Below are 16,390 nucleotides of genomic sequence, written 5' to 3'. Positions count from 1 at the left end.
AAATATAATCAGGTATAATTTTGGAAATACTTAGATTATAATTAAATAAAGTTAGTGGATTTAACTTTATGAGGAAATTAATTAGTTAAAATAATAGATAATGAAATATATATGATTGAATCAACAGATTTTATTTGTAAAGTTGAATTATATTAATTAGAAGAGGTAAAAAATGAATAAAAAAAGAAGGAGAATAAATTTCCTTGTAAGTCTAATTTTATTAATAAGTATGTTTTTATATGGATGCAATAATAAGCAAGAAGAAGAGCAAAAAATAGATATAAAGAGCGGAGCTATAGCTTTGGAAAACTTAGGTGAGTACAAAATATATAATTTAACAAATGACAAATATGAAAAAATAGATACTGAATATTTAATTACAGCCTATGATTTGAAAAGTGGAAATTTTATTTATAATGAAAATGGGCAAAATAAAGTTAACTATTTAGGTAAAGAAGAGTTAATAGAAGAAGGAAAAACTGTAATATCACCTAAGTTATCTATAGGTGGAGATTATTTAGCTTACTTTATAAGAGAAGATTATTTAGAATTAAAATTAAAAGATTTATCAAAAAGTAAGGAAATACAAATAAATAGTAATGTATCAATTTCTGGAGAATTAATTGATTGGTTAGATGAAGATACATTAGTTTATTATGGAATAGATAATGATAAGAATAATGGAATATTTATTTATAATATTATAGATAAAGAAGAAAAACTTCTATATAAGCTTGATTTAGGATATGTAGAATTTTTAAAGGTTTTAGATAATGAAATAGTATTAGTTCAAGACAAGGGAGGAAAACAAAAGCTAGTAAAAGTTATAAATAAAAATGGAGAAGTTACAGAAACAATAAAAAATATTTCAGATGTTAGTGATATAGAATCAAATTCAGATGGTATATTTATTTTAGGAAAATTACAAGATAATAATTATTCCTTATATAAATATAAAGAAGGAACTATAAAAAGATTAGTTTTTGATTTTCCTAAGTTTATAAATTTAGAAAAAGGACTTTCTAAAGATAAGGATGGCAATATAACTTTTAGTGGAGGAGAAGATCATAAACAGGAAAAGATATACAAATGTTCAGATGACGCTATTAGTATGGTTAATGGGGATTCTGGATCATATCATTTTATTAGATTCAGATAGAGATATTTATAAGTAAAATTATAAATATCTCTTTTTTTATCTAAGAAAATATATGAATTAAATATATTATAATTTTCTTAGATGTTTAAACTAGCGTCTATTATAGAAGGTGTTTATAAAATATATTAAAATCTAAAAAAAGAATTGTATAAATTTTCCTTGATGGGACAATAATTTAAATGGTGATGTTATATGAATATTTTAGAGTTTGATATATCAAAAGTTGATATAAGTATATCTAGAAAGTTGAATAAAAATAAAGCTTTAGAAAATAAATCTTTGCCGATTATGGTTAAAGAGGATTCTATAATTATGTTAGCATCAAGGGACGAACTAAATAATAAGGATGAAATAGAATTTTTATTTTCAAAAAGGTTACAAGTACACAAAGTAAGTGAAGAGTTTATACAAGATCTTATTGAAAAAATATTTTTGGGAGAAAAAGAAAATCTATTTGAAGTTATATTAAACAAGGCAATAAAATTAAAAGCTTCAGATATTCACTTTGAACCACAAAAAGAAGATATATTAATAAGATTTAGAGTTGATGGAGTTTTAATAGCAATCACTAAAATAAGAACTGAAGAATATCAAAAATTACTATCTAAAATAAAAGTTAGTGGAAATATGGATATAACCGAGAAAAGAAGGCCTCAAGATGGAAAAAGTTTTATAAAAATTAATGAAAAAAATTATGACTTAAGATTATCTACTATACCAATTACATATGGTGAAAAGTTGGTAATTAGAATACTATACGGAGAAATGTTTAATTACAATATAAAGAATCTAAATATGAATGAAAAGCAATCTTCAAAATTGAAAAAAATAATGTCTTTTAAAAATGGGTTGGTAATCATAAATGGACCAACTGGTAGTGGAAAATCTAGTACTCTTTATTGCATTTTACAAGAAATAAATAAAAAAGATATAAATATAACTACATTAGAAGATCCAGTAGAAGTAATAATAAGAGGAATTAACCAGGTAAGCTTAAATAGAAAAGCTAATATAACATTTTCTACTGGTCTTAGAAGTATATTAAGACAAGATCCTGATGTTCTTATGATTGGTGAAATAAGAGATGAAGAAACAGCGGCAATGGCAGTTACAGCATCTTTAACTGGGCATAAGGTATATTCTACTATTCACACTAAGACTCCTCAAGAAGTATACCTTAGACTTGAAGATATGGGGGTAAAGCCATATCTTATTAAGGATTCTTTAGTTGGAATAATATCACAAAGATTAATTAGAGTTCTTTGTAATAACTGTAAGGTGAAAGAAAAGAAAAATATTTTTAAAGGTACAGAAATAGTTAATTATAAAAGTGCTGGGTGTAATAATTGCAACTTTACAGGATATAAAGGAAGAAAAGCTGTTAGTTCAGTTGTTCTAATAGATAGTTCTATAAAAAAGATTGTTTCAAATATTTTCCAGGAAATAAAAGAGCTAAGTAATGAAGAAATGATAGATAATTTAAAGGATTTATTACTTAAAGGAGATATATCTATTCGGGATTATAATAATTTTTTAATTGAAGAAGGTTTAGATTATGAAGAAAATAAAATCAGTATATAAGAAAGTAGACTACGATAGCTTATCTTTAATAGCAGGAAATATGGGAAGTTTACATGAAGAAGGTATCTCTCTTTTAGTTATGATGGATTTGTTAATGGAGTTACCAATTAAAAGGTATTATAAAGAAAGTATAAGAAAAATAAAGTTTTTTATTAAAGAAGGAAAATCTTTAGAACAATGTTTTAGATATTTTTCCGAAATATACCCAGAATTATTTATAGGAATGGTTTCAATAGGAGAAAAAAGTGGAAACTTATCACAAGTACTAAAAGGATTAGAAAAGCATTATAGCAATATGAAGTTTATTATATCTACAGCAAAAAATATATTAACATATCCAGTTATCTTATTATTATCTATTATCGTACTATTACTATTTATAGTTTTTATAATAATACCAAACCTTTATGATTTCTATGTTAATTTAAATGTTGAAATCCCTTTTATTTGTAAAAGTATTAATAATTTAATGAATTATACAAAGGAAAATCCTATTATATTCTTGATATATTTAACTTCATGGGGAATATTAGTTCCATATATAATATTTAAGTTATTTATAAAAGATGTAATTAAAAATTTATTTAGTAAATTTTTAATTGTAAAAGAGTTTCATGAGTTTATATTTATTTCTTTACTTACAATAATAATTAAAAGTGGAGTAAATATATCTAAAGGATTAGAATATTCAGCTTCAAGTTTTAGAAGTTCCATACTAAAAAAAAGATTTGTAAGTTTAAACAATGGTATATTGTTAGGAAAAAGTATATCAGAAACCTTATCTGAAAGTGGAAGTTGCAGCAAATATACTATAGCGATTATAAAGTTAGGTGAAGAAGGAGGCGCCATGGAAGAAAGGCTAAATTCTCTTTCAACATATTTAGAGAAAAAATTTCTAGGGGTTATGAATAAATATATATCATTTTTACAACCTGCTATGGTTTTGATAATGGGTGCTTTAGTTATAAACTTTATAATGATATTTATATTGCCTCTTTTTAATTCATTATTAGAAAGCGGTTTTTAAATGAAGAAGCGCGGATTTACATTAATAGAATTAATAGTAGTATTGTCAATAATAACTATTTTGTTCACTTTCTCTTATGGATTTATTAAATCTTTTAAGAACAGGGAAGAAAAGTTAACAATAGATAGCTCTGTTTATGAAGTTAAAGCTTTATTAAGTTATGGTAAAAGTTATTGTAGAAAAAATAAAGTTAGTGGAAAAGTAGTTATTGATAAAAATAGAAAGTATTTATCTTTTACTGTAAGCAATTCATATAATCCAATAACACGAACTGTGAAAATGGATTCAGATATAGAAGTAGGTAGTAATTTTTCCTTAGGATATACGGAAATAAATGAAGAAGGGTTTATTAAAAACTCAGGAACAATAAAGCTTTCATATAAGGATAAAATCTTTAAAGAAATAAGAATTGGAGTTGGAAATGATATTATTGGAATAAATGAAGGTGATTTAATAGAATGATTAAGAGAAAAAGAAAGGGAAGCCTTTTACTTGAAGTAGTAATAAGTATTATGATTTTATTAATAGCAACTACCTTAGCACTTAAGCTTTCTTTAGCTGGAGCCAAGTCATTTAATGAGAGAGGGGAAAAAGAGGAGGCTAACAGAATAGCATATGCTATAGAAAACGAAATTAAATATAATGTAAAAATACCTAGTTTAATAGAAAAATTTAATAATAACACAACTATAAAGTATGAGTACACAAAAAACCTTTTAAATAATTTAACTAATACATCATTGTTAGATTTAAATTCAGGAAATGGTATAGAGATTAATAAGGTTTTATCAAGTAGCAATGATTCAATTATTAAGATAAAAGTTACTATTAAGAATAATAATAAGGAGATTCTATGTGAAAGGGAATTTATTAAGTCGGATTGGATGGATAAATAATAAAAAGAAAAAAAGAGGATTTACTTTGCTTGAAATCACTATAACTATTTCAATACAAATTATACTTATAGGTTTGTCCTATAGAACTGTACTTGTAGCTTGTAATAGTTATAAGACTTTAAAGGATAAAGCCATAAGGGAAGATGCTTTTGATGATGGATTATTAACCATTGATAGATTATTAAAAGCAAAAATGATAAAAGATATTGAGATTAAAGAAGGTAATCTAAATCAAGAATGTGAAATAGTAATTAATATAAAAGAAAATCATAATGAAGATGGGTTAGTTCAAAAGAAAATAAAACTAGATAAGTTTAACCAGAAAATAGTTTTAGAGACATATAAAAATAATTACAAAAGAAGTACAAATGTAATTATGAGAGATGTTTCAGAATTTAATATAGTAAAAAAGAAAAAATTGTACTATTTAAAAATAAAAAATTCATATGGTGAGGAAAAGATACAATGCATATAAAATCATGTAGCAAAAGAGCATATGTTTTGCTAGAAACTATGATTATACTTATGTTTATATCATTTATAGTTACACTTGCTTTAAAGGTTATACAAAACAACTATTTAAAATCTAACAATTTTTATATATATGAGGAAACAAAAAGTTTAACATTGGTTGAAAGTGAATTATTATATTTAACTAATGATTTTATAAATAAAAATAAAGAGGAATATAGAAAGCTAATTAATGATGGGATTTTAGAAAAGAAAGAAAAAAAGATTTATTCAAATAGTAATTATAAAAACCTATCTGTTGTCTTTAATGGAAAAGATTATTTTATGATTGAGGAAAAGGAAAATGGTAGAAGGTTCATTGGATTGAAAGAAACAGCAAGTCAGGAAAATATTATTTTGACACCTAACCATTATAAAACTAATTATATTGTGAAATAGGAGATATTTTTATGCAGTCAGTTGCTATTATGAAAAATATATATTTATATAAGGGAAATGAATACAATACTTTTAATATAGATACTTTAATAAAAAAATTAGGAAGAAAAAGAAATATTATAATACTTTCTGAACAATTATTTATAAAAAAATATGATATAGAAGAAAAAACTAATATAGAAAGGTTTATTGATAACAAAATATTAGAAGATTTTTCTAATAAAGATGATCTTCTTTTCCATTATGAATATGTTAAAAAGTATAATTGTGTATATTTGTACTCAATAAGATGTATTGGATTAAATAGATTTTATAGTAATATAGAAAGCTTAACAGTAAAGCCAATTCAATTTTTAATTAAAGATTTAATATTAAAAACAAAGAATAAATTTAAAAGCTTTATAGCTATATACAAGCTTAAAGAGTTATACTATGTAGTTGATATAAATGAAGAAATTATAATAAATTCTCATATTCTTAATAAAGAAGAAGAGGTTAAGGAAATAATACAAGAAATTAATAAAACAATAGTAATAGATAATAACTTAAAGGAGTTAGATTTAATAAAAGAAAAGGTTTATATTAATATAGGAGATAAAATAAATGAAAGATTATTTATTAAATAAAGATTTTATACCAATAGAATATATAAAACAAAGAAATGACAAAATTAATAAAATAAATAAAAGATCAATATTAATTTTAATATTACTTAACATAATGATATTTCCAAGCTGTCTTAATAAACTAATGCCTAAGGAAGAGACTGTTAAAATAGATAAGGACTTAAATAAAGAAGTTAGAATAAAAACAGATAATATAGAAAAATGTATAAATATTATAAATCCAGATATATTAAGTATGCAAATTCAAAATAATAAGGGTGTTATTGAAATTAAAACAAAAAATAAAATTTATGAAATAGAATCTACAGAAGAAATAAAAATTAATTCTATGACAAAAGGAGAAAAAGACACTTTTATATTAGGAGTAAATTTATGATGAAATTAAAATCATTTTACTTAAAAGTAATTTATTTTGTCGTTATTGCTATAACATTTATCCAAGTTAGTATCTTTATTTTTAGCAAAGAAAAATCTAATAAAGAGGAAATACAATGTATAACAGAAGTAAAAAATGTTAAATATATTAAGGATATAGAAAATGAGCTAAGTAGCATGAATAATTCCAGAATATTAAGTTATAATAAAAAAGAGAATGATTGGAATATACGATGTATATTAAAAGGAAATAAGGAAGAAATAATAAGTAATTTAAAGAAAATAGATAATTATTATATACTTAATTATAATTTAAATTATAAGGAGAACAGCATAGAATTAGAAATGGAATTAATAAGTAAATAATGACAATATTTTTTATATCTTTTTATAAGTAATTGCATTTATTTGTGAATTTTGATAAAATATTTTTGTTATGTCATAAACATTGTTTAAGTTATGACTATTTAGTTAACGCAGTGTTACACTAAGTATGGAATAAAGTTTTTGGAGGGATATTTAATGATATCAGCAGGAGATTTAAGAAAAGGTACTACTTTCGAGCATGAAGGACAAGTTTATACAGTAATAGAGTTCTTACATGTAAAGCCAGGTAAGGGTGCAGCTTTTGTAAGAACAAAGCTTAGAAATGTTATTTCAGGTGGTGTTACTGATACTACTTTTAACCCAACAACTAAATTACAAGAAGCAGTAATTGAAAGAAAAGAAATGCAATACCTTTATTCAGATGGAGAACTATACTACTTCATGGATCAAGAAACTTTTGAACAAATCCCATTAAACTATGAAAAAGTGGAAGATGCTATAAAGTTCATAAAAGAAAATATGTTTGCTGTAATAAAGTTCTATAAAGGAGAAGCTTTCTCAGTAGAAGCTCCAAACTTTGTTGAATTACTAATAACTCAAGCAGATCCAGGAATTAAAGGAAATACTGCTACAAATGCAATGAAACCTGCTACATTAGAAACAGGAGCAGTTGTAAATGTTCCTATGTTCGTTAATGAAGGGGATGTAATTAGAGTAGACACTAGAACTAGTGAATACATGGAAAGAGTATAATAACAAAAGCTAAGTTTTTACTTAGCTTTTTTATTATACATATATGTTATAATTTAAATAAGAGGATATATTTATATTTAAAAGGAAGTGAAGATGTGAAGGATATAAAAAATAAAATAGAAAATATCAAAACTAATATTGAAAATGTTAGTGATGATAAATATAAGAACCTCTTTAATAGTATTTCCTCAGTTTTAGATGATATGTTAAATGTAATTGAAGATATGAGTAACAGACAAGATTACTTAGAGGAAAATGTACAATATATAGATGAAGATCTTACAGGATTGCAAGATGAATTATTTCAAGAAGTTTCTATTGAAGACCTTATAGAAATGGATGATGAATATATAGAAATAAGCTGCAAAAATTGTGAAAAGCCTTTGTTTGTAGAGAAAGAATCTATAGATTATAATAAAACTATACCGTGTCCCTTCTGTAATAGAGATGCAATTTAATTTTATAACAAGTTTTTATACCTATCAGTATTTAGCTGATAGGTATTTTTTTATTTAATAATAAAAATATTTTACATATTTAATTATAAGTATGAATATTATTTGATAGAAAGAAATAAGTTTAAATATAACCTTAGAAAAGGAAGTGATAAAAGTGAGAAATGAGGAAGAAATTTTAAAGGTCTTACCTTTAAAAATAAGTAATGAACTTAGGGAAATATTACTAAAGGAGCCTGTACAAGAAATAAGAATAAAAGTTCATAAGCCTATAATAGTTAATTTGGCATATAAAGAAATAATATTAAAATATGTAACTACAATTGATGATATAAAACAAATTTTAGTTAAAATATCAAATTATTCATTATATGCATATGAAGAAGAAATAAAGCAAGGATATATAACTATTAGAGGAGGACACAGAATAGGCATAGCTGGGGAATGTGTATTAGTAAATGGTGAAGTAAGAACTATAAGAAATATATCTTCTTTAAATATAAGAATATGTAGAGAGGTAATAGGATGTTCTAATGAAATAATGAAATACATAACTAAGGATGATAGAGTTTTTAATACATTGATAGTATCTCCACCTAAATGTGGTAAAACAACAATTTTAAGAGACATAGCAAAAAATATTTCATCAGGTATGCCAATTGTAAAGTTAAAGGGTAAAAAGGTTTCTGTTATAGATGAAAGAAGTGAAATAGCTGCGTGTTTTAATGGGGTGCCACAATTAGATGTTGGAATTAGAAGTGATGTTTTAGATAATTGCTTAAAAAAAGATGGAATGATTATGGCTATAAGAAGTCTTTCACCTGACATACTTATTTGTGATGAAATTGGTACAGATGGAGATATAGAAGCTCTTCATATGGCGTTTAACTCGGGTGTAAACATAATAGTTACTATTCATGGATATAGTATAGAAGATGTTTATAAAAGAAAAGTTTTTAAGGATTTGTTGGAAAATTCAATTTTAGATAGGATAGTGATTTTAAGTAATAGAAATGGGGTTGGAACAATAGAGCAAATATATTTAATAGAAGCAGAGGGGGAGTTTAAATGCTTAAGATAACAGCTGTTGTAATTATTTTCTTATCTTGCACCTATATAGGGTTTTATTATGGTGAAAACTTTAAAAGGAGAAGCAAGCAACTTAATTCAATATTAAAATCAATTCTGTTTTTAAATAATGAAGTAATATATGCAAATACTCCTTTGCCGGAAGCTTTAAAATATATTTCATTAAAGGTAGATCCTCCTATAAATGCTATTTTATCTAAAGTTTCAGATAAGCTCTTAATGGGAGAAAGCACAAGTGTATATGAAGCTTTTGAAAATGAATATAAAAATAATAAGTCAGAAATTTATATATATGAAGAAGATAGAAGAATAGTTAAAGATTTTCTAAGGGCATTAGGAGAAACAGGGGTTTATGGACAAGATAAATTATTTAACTTAACAATAGAAAATATAAAGTTAAACTGTAAATCAGCAGAAGAATTAGCAAAAAAAAATATAAAAATGTATAGAGCTATAGGTGTATGTATAGGTGCTATGATTTCAATTTTTTTAATTTGATAGGAGGGTAATATATGCTAGATGTAAGTATTATATTTAAAATAGGGGCTATGGGTGTTCTTCTTGTAGTCTTGGAGAAAGTATTAAAAAGTAGCGGCAAAGAAGAAATAGCAACAATAGCTAACATTGTAGGAATAGTTATAATTCTTATTACAGTAATAGGACTGATAAGCAATCTATTTAATACTGTAAAGACTATGTTTATGTTATAGGTGCTATTATGGATATTATAAAGATAGTTGCCTTTGCTTTTGCAGCATTATTTATTTTTCTTCTATTTAAAGATAAAAGAAGTGATATATCAATATTAATATCATTATCAGCAGGAGTTATAATTTTTCTACTTATTATTACACAGCTCAATGAAGTAATACATTTTATTAAGGAAATAGCAGACAAAGCCAATATTGATATGGTTTATATTGGAGTTGTTATAAAAATATTAGCTATAGCATATTTAGCAACTTTTTGCAGCGAGATATGTAAAGATGCAGGTGCTGGTAGCATAGCAAGTAAGGTTGAATTCTCAGCTAAAGTATTAATTTTAACATTAGCAATACCAATACTTATGGCTGTACTTCAATCAATTTTACAAATATTGTAGGTGTTTTATGTTGAAAAAATATATTTTTACAAAAAGATTTGTATTAGTTATTAGCATGATTATTTTAACTTTTATAATTCTTCCAAGAAAAAGTGCTTTAGCTAATGATAAAAATATTAACAATATAAATATTAATAATGAATTAACTACAGAAGAGGTTTTATTAGATGATGAAAAGGTAAATAATCAGTTAGATTCCCTATATAACTATATAAATAATATGAAATCAGATATTGAAATAATGAACGATTTAGATCCAGTTGAATATATAAAAGGATATATAAAAAATGGAGAAGGGAACTTGTCATTTAAAACTATTAGTAATGCAGTTATAAGCTTTTTATTTAAAGAAGTAAAAACTGTACTAGCTTTATCGGTAAGTATAATAGTTATTGCAATAATATGCTCTTTACTTAAGAATTTACAATCAGCTTTTTCAAATGAAGGTTTGTCTAACGTAGCATTTTTTGCATGTTACGCTCTATTAATAATAATTCTATCTAAAAGCTTTATAGTTTCTATAAATATAGCAGTTAATATAATAAATGAATTAACAAATTTTATGGCAGCTATACTACCAGTATTAGTCACAATGATTGCAACAATTGGTGGTTTTACACAAGCTGCAACAATGGATCCTATAGTTATAGGAGCTACACTAATTATTCCAAGAATATATATTAATATAATAATACCATTAATACTTATAACATTTGTTTTAGAATTTACGAATAATATTTCAACTGAAAATAAAATAAGTAATTTTTGCAAGTTAACAAAGCAAATTACTATATGGCTTCAGGGAATAATTTTAACTGTTTTTATAGGATTATTAACTGTTAGAGGAATTACATCATCAACTATAGATGCAGTTACATTAAAGACTGCAAAGTTTGCTATAGATAATTTTATTCCTATAGTGGGAAAGGCCTTTTCAGATGCAATAGCGTCAGTTGCAGGATATTCATTAATTATAAAAAATGCAATAAGTTCAGTTGGATTAATCATAATAATACTTATGATGCTGTACCCTATAATAAAGTTAGTTTTAATTTCATTTGTCTATAAATTAACTGCAGCTTTAATAGAGCCAATAAGTGATAAAAGAATTACTAATTCAATTGCATCAGCAGGAGATTCTTTAATATTAATAATGTCTTGTGTATTGTCAGTAAGCTTAATGTTTTTTGTACTATTAGCAATTATGGCATCAGCAGGAAAATTTGTTATAGGAGGATAGAAAGATATATGGAAGAAATAAAAGGATTTGTTATAACCCTTGTTTCTATGCTTATATTGATGACAGCAATAGAATTGATAGCTCCAGATAACAATATGAAAAAATACTTAAAGTTTGTTTTGGGGTTAATACTTATAACAGTTATGTTATCTCCTATAATCTCAGTATTTTCAAAAGGTGAAGAAGATATTTCTTTAGAGATACAAAGATATTTAGATATAAATGAAAATAAAAGTATAGAAACAAGTAAAAACTATAGTAACAATGGAGAGTCTGTTTTTAAGCGTAATTTAGAAGAAAATTGCAATAGACTTTTAAAAGAGAAATTTACAAATAATGAATTCATTAGTGAGATAGATTGCAAAGTTGATATGGATAACATTAACTACTCTATAAATAAAGTTGAAGTAGGAGTTAAAAATAAAGAGGTTTCAAAGATACAAAAGATTATTGTAAATACAAAAGAAAGTAGTAAAACTGTGTCTTCACAAGATGAAAAAGTAGATAACAAAGATGAAATAGTAAGTTACTTAGCAGAAGTGTTTAATGTACCAAAAGATAAAATAGAGGTATATAAAGTTAATTGATGGGAGTGAGAAAATGGGGAAAGGTGATTGGAAAAAGGAAATAGCTAAGATTGTAAACGATAAAAAGTTCTTAAATGCAGTATGCATTGCATTAGTACTAGCATTTGTCTTATTAGCTATTAGTTTTTTAACTACAGGAAGAAAAAAAGAAACAAAACCAACAAGTGTAGAAAATACTACACAAAGTTCATCTAATTTAGAAAATAAAGCTAAAGAAGTAGTAGATAACTATGAAGAGCAACAGAAAAAAGAGCTGAGAAATCTTTTAACTAAAATAGAGAATGTAGGACAAGTTGAAGTAATGATTTATTTTAAAAGCGGTGAGGTAAAAATTCCTGCAACAGAAAAGACTAATCAACAAGCAGTAACAGAGGAAACTGATAAAGATGGTGGAAAGAGAGTTAATAATCAAAAAACTGATGGAAGTAAAGTAGTTATGGCTGGAGATGGAAGTAAAAATCAGCCATATATTTTACAAACTAATAAACCAGAGATAACAGGAGTTGTAATAGTAGCAGAAGGGGCTAGTAGTAGTAAGGTTAAATATGATATTCAAATAGCTGTATCTAGTCTATATGGAATTTCTATAGACAAGGTTAATGTATATCCTATGAAAAATTAGCATATAATTAAATGAAAAATAGATGGGGGGAAATCAAAATGACAAAAAAACAATTTGGAATTATTTTCACACTGATGGCTCTTATAGTATGTGTAGGAGTCATAGCAGCAAAACTAAACAAGACAGGGCTAAATGATCCAACAGACTTTAGTCAAGTAATATCACAAGGAACAAATGAAAATAAAGATGATGAAAAGAAAAAGGATGATAAAGAAACTTTAGGAGCACAAGATTATTTTTATAGTATAAGAAGTGACAGAGAGAAAAATACTGCAGTAACTATTGAATCATTAAATACAATAATAAATGATACAAAAACATCTCAAGAGCAAAAGGATCTTGCAAGTAATGAATTAAGAGAAAAAACTATGCTTGCAGATAAAGAAAGTACAATTGAAGTAAATGTTAAAAGCAAAGGATTTGAAGATGCATTATGTTCTATAGATGGAAACAAAGTTAGAATATTTGTTAGATCAGATGACCTTTCAGAAGCAGATGCTTCTATGCTTCAGGAAATAGTAGAAAATGTTTCAGGAATTAGCGATGTCATAATAGAAGTAAAGAAATAATACGTTGTAATATAATTACTGCTTTGATATAATGAACATAAGAAAAAAAGAGTTTTGTTTATAAAACCCTTAGGAGGTAATTAGATGGACAATAAAAATTATGATGATAATTTAGGAATAGTAAAAATTTCTGATGAAGTTGTTTGTGTAATAGCAGGTATTGCTGCTGAAGAAGTTAAAGGTGTAGAAGACTTACAACAATTAGGTGGTAACAACATATCACAATTGCTAAAAGGTAAGAAAAGTGTAGGAAAAAATGTTAAAGTTACTTTAAATGAAGATAGTGCCGTAATAGAATTAAGTTTAGCAGTAGAATATGGCGTAAAAATACCTGAAGTAGTAAGTGCGGTTCAAGAGAATGTTAAAAAGACTGTTGAAGCAATGACAGGACTAAAGGTTGATTCAGTAAACATAAACGTTCAAAGCATTTACTTGAAAAAAACTGAAAAAGAAGAAAGTAAGGAAAATTAATTTCACCCTCTGATTTTTCAGAGGGTGTTTTCCTTGTGCTTTAAATAATTTTGTTGTAGTATATTTATGATTAGAAAGTTTTAGAAGGTTAATAATAATAGTATTAGAATACTTAGGAGGATAAAATGAATAGAAAAAAATCTAGAGAAATAGCTATGGAGTTACTTTTTGGTATGACTTTAAGTAAAAATACATTAGAGGAAACTATTGAAACATTTATTGAAGATTATGAAATGAATTTAAAAACTATAGATTTAGAATATATAAGAGGGATTTTAGCTAAGGTTGAAGAAAATATTAATGTAATAGATAAAAAGATAGAAGAAGCATTAACAAACTGGAAATTAGATAGAGTTTCAAAAGTGAATATTTCAATACTTAGATTAGCAATTGGAGAAATGCTTTATTTAGATGATGTTCCAGAGAAAGTTGCTATAAATGAAGCAATTGAATTAACAAAGAAGTATTCAGATGAAAAAAGTGTTTCATTTGTAAATGGAGTTTTAGATAAAGCCTTTAAAACTTTATAAAATTAGTTAAGGGGGAATTACTAATGGGGCAAATTATAAATGGTAGAGAAATTGCAAATAATATAAAAGAAGAAATAAAAGAATACATATTAAAAAGAGAAGAAATAGGTTTAAGAGCACCTAAAATAGTATCAATATTAGTAGGAAATGATGGAGGTTCTATTTATTATATAAATAACCAAGAAAAGCTTGCCCTTTCATTAGGATGCAACTTCCAAAAGCTATTACTAGATGAGGAAGTTTTAGAAGATGAATTAATAAGAAAAATAGAATTATTAAACTCTGATAATGATGTTGATGGAATAATACTTCAATTACCACTTCCAAAAGCGTTAAATGAGAAAAGAGTAACTAATTCTATTTCCCCTGAAAAAGACATAGATTGTTTAACATATATTAATCAAGGAAAATTATATTGCAATGAAAAAGTATTTTTACCATGTACACCTAGTTCTATAATGACATTATTAGAAAAATCTAAAGTTGATTTAGAGGGTAAAAATGTGGTAGTAATAGGACGAAGCAATATAGTAGGAAAACCAGTAGCTCAATTACTTTTAAATAAAAATGCTACAGTTACAATTTGTCATTCTAGAACAAAAAATTTAAAAGAAGTATGTAAAAATGCAGATATAATTGTAGTTGCAATAGGTAAACCTAAATTTTTAACGGAAGAGTTTGTAAATAATAATTCTATAATAATTGATGTAGGAACATCCTCTTTAAATGGAAAAATTACTGGAGATGTAGATTTTGACAAAGTTATTGATAGAGTGCAAATGATAACACCAGTGCCAGGTGGTGTTGGAGCTTTAACAACAACATTACTTATAAAAAATGCATGTGAGGCGTTAGATAAAAATGAAAATTAAAACTTTAACTGTTAGTGAACTTAATAATTATATAAAAAAAACACTAGATAATGATTTTATATTAAATAATCTTTTAGTTAAAGGAGAAATATCTAATTTAAAATACCATAGTAGCGGACATATTTATTTTTCTTTAAAAGATTCTATAAGCAAAATAAATTGTGTTATGTTTAAAAGCAATAAAGCTGAACTTGATTTTAAGTTAGAAGAAGGAATGGAAGTTATAGCTAATGGAAGATGCTCAATTTATCAAGGAACAGGTTCTCTTCAGTTTTATATTGATAAGTTGCAGAAGGAAGGTATTGGTGAACTTCATATAAAGTTTGAAAAACTTAAGCAAAAGCTTTTAGAAGAGGGATATTTCGATGAAAGGTATAAAAAAGAAATACCTAATATGCCAACAAGGATAGGAGTTGTAACATCTGAAACAGGAGCAGTAATAAGAGATATAATAAATGTATCAAGAAGAAGAAGCAGCTTAGTTGATATAGTATTATACCCAGCATTAGTTCAAGGTGAGAATGCTTATATTACAATAATAGATGGAATAAAATTCTTTAATCAAAATAAAAGTGTTGATGTTATAATTATCGGTAGAGGCGGGGGATCCATAGAGGAGCTATGGAATTTTAATGAAGAGAAATTAGCAAAGGCAATATTTAATTCTAAAATTCCAATAATTTCTGCAGTTGGACACGAGGTTGATTATACAATATCTGATTTTGTAAGTGATTTTAGAGCCTCGACTCCATCACAAGCAGCTGAAATAGCTGTTCCATTAGAAAGCGAAATCTTAAGTAAAATAGATGACTATAAAAAAAGAATAAATGAAATATCTTTTACTAAGTTAAATTATGAAAAGGAAAAGATAATAAACTATAAAAAAATACTATCATTAAATAGTCCTGAGGTAGTATTATCAAATTCATATTTAGAGTTAGATAGAATACAAGACAGAATGAAAAGCATATTAAATAATAAAATAGAAAAAGAAAAATTAAGAATAAAGTCTTTAAATGATATTTTAGAAGCTCACAATCCCATTAATGTATTGAAAAAGGGATATACAATTATTGAAGATAATAACAGCAATGTAATTTCATCTAAAGAAAAAATTAAGGATTTAAATGAGTTTAATATAATATTTAAAGATGGAAAAGTAAAAGGAAAAATTCTTTCCATAGATTAAGGAGTTGATGA

General features: G+C 25.3%; 24 protein-coding genes. All 24 read left to right on the top strand.

Annotated elements, in window-relative coordinates; genetic code table 11:
- The first annotated feature begins 172 nt into the window (after positions 1 to 172).
- The 24 genes from ACYUEX_RS07425 (at position 173) to xseA (ending at position 16,379) form a co-directional block, all read left to right on the top strand.
- Positions 173 to 1,159: a hypothetical protein gene (locus ACYUEX_RS07425; RefSeq protein ID WP_460287371.1), complete on the top strand. Its 987-nt coding sequence runs from the start codon at positions 173 to 175 to the stop codon at positions 1,157 to 1,159.
- A gap of 192 nt (positions 1,160 to 1,351) precedes the next feature.
- Complete coding sequence (locus tag ACYUEX_RS07420) at positions 1,352 to 2,740, top strand: GspE/PulE family protein (RefSeq protein WP_460287370.1); 1,389 nt, start codon at positions 1,352 to 1,354, stop codon at positions 2,738 to 2,740.
- On the top strand, positions 2,715 to 3,767 hold the full coding sequence (locus tag ACYUEX_RS07415) for a type II secretion system F family protein (protein WP_460287369.1): 1,053 nt from the start codon (positions 2,715 to 2,717) through the stop codon (positions 3,765 to 3,767). The genes ACYUEX_RS07420 and ACYUEX_RS07415 overlap by 26 nt, the downstream gene beginning before the upstream one ends.
- Positions 3,768 to 4,229 (top strand): prepilin-type N-terminal cleavage/methylation domain-containing protein, encoded by a 462-nt coding sequence (locus tag ACYUEX_RS07410; RefSeq protein WP_460287367.1) that lies wholly within the window; start codon positions 3,768 to 3,770, stop codon positions 4,227 to 4,229.
- On the top strand, positions 4,226 to 4,663 hold the full coding sequence (locus ACYUEX_RS07405; protein ID WP_460287366.1) for a type II secretion system protein: 438 nt from the start codon (positions 4,226 to 4,228) through the stop codon (positions 4,661 to 4,663). Before ACYUEX_RS07410 ends, ACYUEX_RS07405 begins: the two co-directional genes overlap by 4 nt.
- Entirely contained in the window at positions 4,623 to 5,138 is a 516-nt protein-coding gene (locus ACYUEX_RS07400) for a prepilin-type cleavage/methylation domain-containing protein (RefSeq protein ID WP_460287365.1), read from the top strand. Before ACYUEX_RS07405 ends, ACYUEX_RS07400 begins: the two co-directional genes overlap by 41 nt.
- Positions 5,129 to 5,572, top strand: a complete 444-nt coding sequence (locus ACYUEX_RS07395; RefSeq protein WP_460287364.1) for a hypothetical protein — start codon at positions 5,129 to 5,131, stop codon at positions 5,570 to 5,572. The genes ACYUEX_RS07400 and ACYUEX_RS07395 overlap by 10 nt, the downstream gene beginning before the upstream one ends.
- 11 nt (positions 5,573 to 5,583) lie before the next feature.
- Positions 5,584 to 6,198, top strand: coding sequence for a hypothetical protein (locus tag ACYUEX_RS07390; protein ID WP_460287363.1), 615 nt, complete (start codon positions 5,584 to 5,586; stop codon positions 6,196 to 6,198).
- Positions 6,176 to 6,574 carry a hypothetical protein gene (locus ACYUEX_RS07385; protein WP_460287362.1) on the top strand — a complete coding sequence of 133 codons (399 nt, stop codon included), beginning with the start codon at positions 6,176 to 6,178 and terminating at the stop codon, positions 6,572 to 6,574. The genes ACYUEX_RS07390 and ACYUEX_RS07385 overlap by 23 nt, the downstream gene beginning before the upstream one ends.
- Positions 6,571 to 6,939: a hypothetical protein gene (locus ACYUEX_RS07380; RefSeq protein ID WP_460287360.1), complete on the top strand. Its 369-nt coding sequence runs from the start codon at positions 6,571 to 6,573 to the stop codon at positions 6,937 to 6,939. Before ACYUEX_RS07385 ends, ACYUEX_RS07380 begins: the two co-directional genes overlap by 4 nt.
- A gap of 156 nt (positions 6,940 to 7,095) precedes the next feature.
- On the top strand, positions 7,096 to 7,653 hold the full coding sequence (efp, locus tag ACYUEX_RS07375) for an elongation factor P (protein ID WP_460287358.1): 558 nt from the start codon (positions 7,096 to 7,098) through the stop codon (positions 7,651 to 7,653).
- Positions 7,654 to 7,748: 95 nt separating this feature from the next.
- Positions 7,749 to 8,111: a CD1247 N-terminal domain-containing protein gene (locus tag ACYUEX_RS07370; protein ID WP_460287357.1), complete on the top strand. Its 363-nt coding sequence runs from the start codon at positions 7,749 to 7,751 to the stop codon at positions 8,109 to 8,111.
- A 154-nt stretch (positions 8,112 to 8,265) separates the two neighbouring features.
- Positions 8,266 to 9,189, top strand: coding sequence for a stage III sporulation protein AA (gene spoIIIAA / locus ACYUEX_RS07365; RefSeq protein ID WP_460287356.1), 924 nt, complete (start codon positions 8,266 to 8,268; stop codon positions 9,187 to 9,189).
- Positions 9,177 to 9,695, top strand: a complete 519-nt coding sequence (gene spoIIIAB / locus ACYUEX_RS07360) for a stage III sporulation protein SpoIIIAB (RefSeq protein ID WP_460287354.1) — start codon at positions 9,177 to 9,179, stop codon at positions 9,693 to 9,695. Before spoIIIAA ends, spoIIIAB begins: the two co-directional genes overlap by 13 nt.
- A 14-nt stretch (positions 9,696 to 9,709) precedes the next feature.
- The gene (gene spoIIIAC, locus ACYUEX_RS07355) at positions 9,710 to 9,907 is read left to right on the top strand and encodes a stage III sporulation protein AC (RefSeq protein ID WP_460287353.1); all 198 of its coding nucleotides are present in this window, start codon (positions 9,710 to 9,712) and stop codon (positions 9,905 to 9,907) included.
- An 8-nt stretch (positions 9,908 to 9,915) separates the two neighbouring features.
- A complete protein-coding gene (gene spoIIIAD, locus ACYUEX_RS07350; protein WP_460287352.1) occupies positions 9,916 to 10,299 on the top strand; it encodes a stage III sporulation protein AD in 384 nt (127 codons plus the stop codon).
- A gap of 10 nt (positions 10,300 to 10,309) precedes the next feature.
- Entirely contained in the window at positions 10,310 to 11,539 is a 1,230-nt protein-coding gene (spoIIIAE, locus tag ACYUEX_RS07345) for a stage III sporulation protein AE (protein WP_460287350.1), read from the top strand.
- An 8-nt stretch (positions 11,540 to 11,547) separates the two neighbouring features.
- Entirely contained in the window at positions 11,548 to 12,126 is a 579-nt protein-coding gene (gene spoIIIAF, locus ACYUEX_RS07340; RefSeq protein WP_460287349.1) for a stage III sporulation protein AF, read from the top strand.
- 13 nt (positions 12,127 to 12,139) lie between these two features.
- Positions 12,140 to 12,748 (top strand): stage III sporulation protein AG, encoded by a 609-nt coding sequence (gene spoIIIAG / locus ACYUEX_RS07335; RefSeq protein ID WP_460287348.1) that lies wholly within the window; start codon positions 12,140 to 12,142, stop codon positions 12,746 to 12,748.
- Between the two features lie 38 nt (positions 12,749 to 12,786).
- On the top strand, positions 12,787 to 13,317 hold the full coding sequence (locus tag ACYUEX_RS07330) for a SpoIIIAH-like family protein (RefSeq protein WP_460287347.1): 531 nt from the start codon (positions 12,787 to 12,789) through the stop codon (positions 13,315 to 13,317).
- A gap of 84 nt (positions 13,318 to 13,401) precedes the next feature.
- On the top strand, positions 13,402 to 13,788 hold the full coding sequence (locus ACYUEX_RS07325) for an Asp23/Gls24 family envelope stress response protein (RefSeq protein WP_460287346.1): 387 nt from the start codon (positions 13,402 to 13,404) through the stop codon (positions 13,786 to 13,788).
- Between the two features lie 125 nt (positions 13,789 to 13,913).
- On the top strand, positions 13,914 to 14,318 hold the full coding sequence (gene nusB, locus ACYUEX_RS07320) for a transcription antitermination factor NusB (RefSeq protein ID WP_460287345.1): 405 nt from the start codon (positions 13,914 to 13,916) through the stop codon (positions 14,316 to 14,318).
- A gap of 23 nt (positions 14,319 to 14,341) precedes the next feature.
- Positions 14,342 to 15,190, top strand: coding sequence for a tetrahydrofolate dehydrogenase/cyclohydrolase catalytic domain-containing protein (locus ACYUEX_RS07315; protein ID WP_460287343.1), 849 nt, complete (start codon positions 14,342 to 14,344; stop codon positions 15,188 to 15,190).
- Positions 15,180 to 16,379 (top strand): exodeoxyribonuclease VII large subunit, encoded by a 1,200-nt coding sequence (xseA, locus tag ACYUEX_RS07310; protein ID WP_411167917.1) that lies wholly within the window; start codon positions 15,180 to 15,182, stop codon positions 16,377 to 16,379. The genes ACYUEX_RS07315 and xseA overlap by 11 nt, the downstream gene beginning before the upstream one ends.
- The last annotated feature ends 11 nt before the right edge of the window (positions 16,380 to 16,390 follow it).

The sequence above is a fragment of the Clostridium sp. CTA-7 genome (genome assembly GCF_054768095.1).
The sequence above is the reverse complement of the archived record's forward strand: the minus strand, read 5'-3'. Positions and strand labels throughout refer to the sequence as shown.